Genomic DNA, 2,917 nt, shown 5'->3' on the forward strand with positions numbered 1-2,917 from the left:
ATCAGACAACAAACATCTGACACAAAAAACACCACACCCCCAACACGGGGTGGCCAAGGGCATGGCAAAAAACAACAACAAACAAAAACCACCAAACACACTATTGAGTTCTCAAACAACACACCCGGTTTTCAGGCAACCCTGCCACTGTACTCCAGGGCTTGGGCGACGTCAACCCCGGACGTCGGCTCCGTACGGAGATCGCAGCGGTTTCGACGGCCGCGGGGTTGGCACTGCGGACTACTCTACCCGTTCGATCTCCGCGCCCAAACTGGCCAGGTTCTCCACGAACAACGGGTACCCGCGATCGATGTGATAGACGTCGTGGACCTCGGTGTCTCCGTCGGCGACCAGGCCCGCCAACACCAGGCCGGCGCCCGCGCGGATGTCCGAGGACCACACCGGCGCGCTGGACAACTGCGGGATGCCCCGCACCACCGCGTGGTGCCCGTCGGTGCGCGCGTCGGCGCCGAGCCGGACCATCTCCTCGACGAACCGAAACCGGGCCTCGAACACGTTCTCGGTGATCATCGAGGTGCCATCGGCGATCGAGGCCAGCCCGATCGCCATCGGCTGCAGATCGGTGGGGAACCCGGGAAACGGCAACGTCGCGACGTTGACCGCCTTCGGCCGCTCGTATTGCGCGACGCGGAAGCTGTCATCGGTCTGGGTGACGGTGGCGCCGGCGTCGTGCAGCTTGTGCAGCACCAGCTGCAGGTGCGCGGGATCGATCCCGGTCACCGTGATGTCACCGCGGGTCATCACCGCCGCGATCGCCCAGGTGGCCGCGACAATGCGGTCCCCGATCACCCGATGCTCGGTCGGGTACAGCCGCGGCACCCCGGTGATCGTCAACGTCGGCGACCCGGCGCCCTCGATCTGGGCACCCATCTGGTTCAGCATCGTGCACAGGTCGACCACGTCGGGTTCGCGGGCCGCATTGTGAATGGTGGTCACGCCCTCGGCCAGCACCGCGGCCATCAGGATGTTCTCGGTCGCGCCCACGGACGGGAACTCCAGCTGAATCTCCGCGCCCCGCAACGTGTCTGCGTGTGCGACCACGCAGCCGTGCTCGATGTTGCAGTGCGCCCCCAGCTGCCGCAGCCCGGCCTGATGCATATCCAGCGGGCGCGACCCGATGGCGTCACCGCCGGGCAGCGCGACCTTGGCCCGCTTGCAGCGGCCCACCAGCGGGCCCAGCACGCACACCGAGGCTCGGAACTGGCGGACCGCGGCGAAGTCGGCGTCGTACTTGAGCTCGTCGGGGGAGGTGATGCGCACGGTGACCCCGTCGAGTTCCACGGTGGCGCCCAGGCCGCGCAGCACCTCGGCCATCAACGGCACGTCGAGGATGTCCGGGCAATTCGTGATGGTGCTGGTGCCCTCGGCCAGCAGCGCCGCGGCCATCAGCTTGAGCACGCTGTTCTTGGCGCCCCCGACGGCGACCTCGCCGGACAACCGGGTGCCGCCAGTCACCACGAATCGCTCGCTCACGCGGGTCAGTGTAATGAGAGTTATGACCAGTGTCAGTCGGACCGGTACGGTTTGACCATGGCTGTGCACATCACGCGCGTCTACACCCGGACCGGCGATGACGGGACCACCGGGCTCAGTGATTTCTCGCGGGTCTCCAAGAATGACACGCGCCTGACGGCCTACGCCGACTGCGACGAGGCCAATGCCGCGCTCGGCGTCGCGGTCGCGCTGGGCAAGCCCGACGAGGCGCTGACGGCCGTATTGCGCCAGATCCAAAACGACCTGTTCGACGTCGGCGCCGATCTGGCCACCCCGGTGGCCGAGAACCCGGAGTACCCGCCGCTGCGCATCACCCAGGCCTATATCGATCGGGTGGAGCGCTGGTGCGACGAGTACAACGAGAGCCTGCCGAAGCTGAATTCGTTTATCTTGCCGGGCGGTTCGCCGCTCTCGGCGCTGCTGCACACCGCGCGCACCGTGGTCCGCCGCGCCGAGCGCTCGGCGTGGGCGGCGATCAGCGCCCACCCCGACGACACCACCACATTGCCGGCCAAGTACCTAAACCGCTTGTCCGACTTGCTGTTCATCCTGGCACGACTGGCCAACCCCGACGGTGATGTGCTCTGGCAACCCGGCGGCGGCGCCTAGCCGCCGCTGATGGGGGTCGGGCGCCGAAATCGACGTTAACGGGTGCGCCACTCGTGCTTTCGCCCGTTAACGTCGATCTCGCGGCAAGAAAACCCGCGCAAACTCAGGTGCTGCGCCGACGGGCGCGCGGTGAGGGTCGTGATTCCAGCCAGGACAGGAACGCGGTACGGGCGCCCTGATCCAGCGCGATCTCGAAGCCCTCTCTGCGGTCCTGGGTGCTGTCGCGGAGCTCCAGGATCACGATCTCGCCGGTCATGATGTCGAACTCGTCGCCGCGCGGCGAGCGCCGCGAAACGATTTCGACGCCGCGCCGGGCCAGCCGACGGTCCGGCCACAACCGCACACTGGACAGCCGATAGAACGCGGCTTCACCACCGCGGTAACGGATTACCCCGTGGCGCCAGCCGTGCCCGCCGACCGCGGGAATGTCGCGCATGATCGCCGCCGTGCCGCCCTGCCGCAGATTCCACAGTCGGTAGCTCAGCGCTAGGACAGCGAGCAACAGGACGGCGCTGAGCACGGCCAGGAGGATCATTGGCACGTGCATCGGCCAGACCTGCTAGTCGATCACGCCCAAGGCACGCAGCCGGGCTCGTCCCCGTGCCGCGACCCGCGGGTCGCCGGACTGGGCGTCGTGGCGGCCGGTGGCCTCGTCGCTCTCGTCCGCAAAGTCCACGGACTCGGCGAGGGTGCTCACCCCCTCCTCCGTCACCGACAGAAACCCGCCGTGCACCGCGAACCGCAGATCGCCCTCGGCGGTCCGCTCGACCTTCACCCTAGCCTCATCGACTAG

3 protein-coding genes and 1 pseudogene are annotated in these 2,917 nt (G+C 67.4%); 1 reads left to right on the forward strand and 3 read right to left on the reverse strand.

From position 1 onward, the window contains the following. Positions 1-240: 240 nt before the first annotated feature. Positions 241-1,494, reverse strand: coding sequence for a UDP-N-acetylglucosamine 1-carboxyvinyltransferase (murA, locus tag BKN37_RS26705; protein ID WP_071030271.1), 1,254 nt, complete (start codon positions 1,492-1,494; stop codon positions 241-243). A 57-nt stretch (positions 1,495-1,551) separates the two neighbouring features. On the opposite strand from murA, the gene BKN37_RS26710 reads away from it, so the two are divergent. Next, positions 1,552-2,124 (forward strand): cob(I)yrinic acid a,c-diamide adenosyltransferase, encoded by a 573-nt coding sequence (locus BKN37_RS26710; RefSeq protein WP_071030273.1) that lies wholly within the window; start codon positions 1,552-1,554, stop codon positions 2,122-2,124. Between the two features lie 103 nt (positions 2,125-2,227). On the opposite strand, the gene BKN37_RS26715 is transcribed toward BKN37_RS26710, so the two are convergent. After that, on the reverse strand, positions 2,228-2,671 hold the full coding sequence (locus tag BKN37_RS26715; protein WP_071030275.1) for a DUF2550 domain-containing protein: 444 nt from the start codon (positions 2,669-2,671) through the stop codon (positions 2,228-2,230). 12 nt (positions 2,672-2,683) lie between these two features. Beyond that, a pseudogene (locus tag BKN37_RS26720) lies at positions 2,684-2,917 on the reverse strand (F0F1 ATP synthase subunit epsilon); the annotation flags it as partial.

The sequence above is a fragment of the Mycobacterium talmoniae genome, from assembly GCF_001854525.1.
GTDB lineage: Bacteria > Actinomycetota > Actinomycetes > Mycobacteriales > Mycobacteriaceae > Mycobacterium > Mycobacterium talmoniae.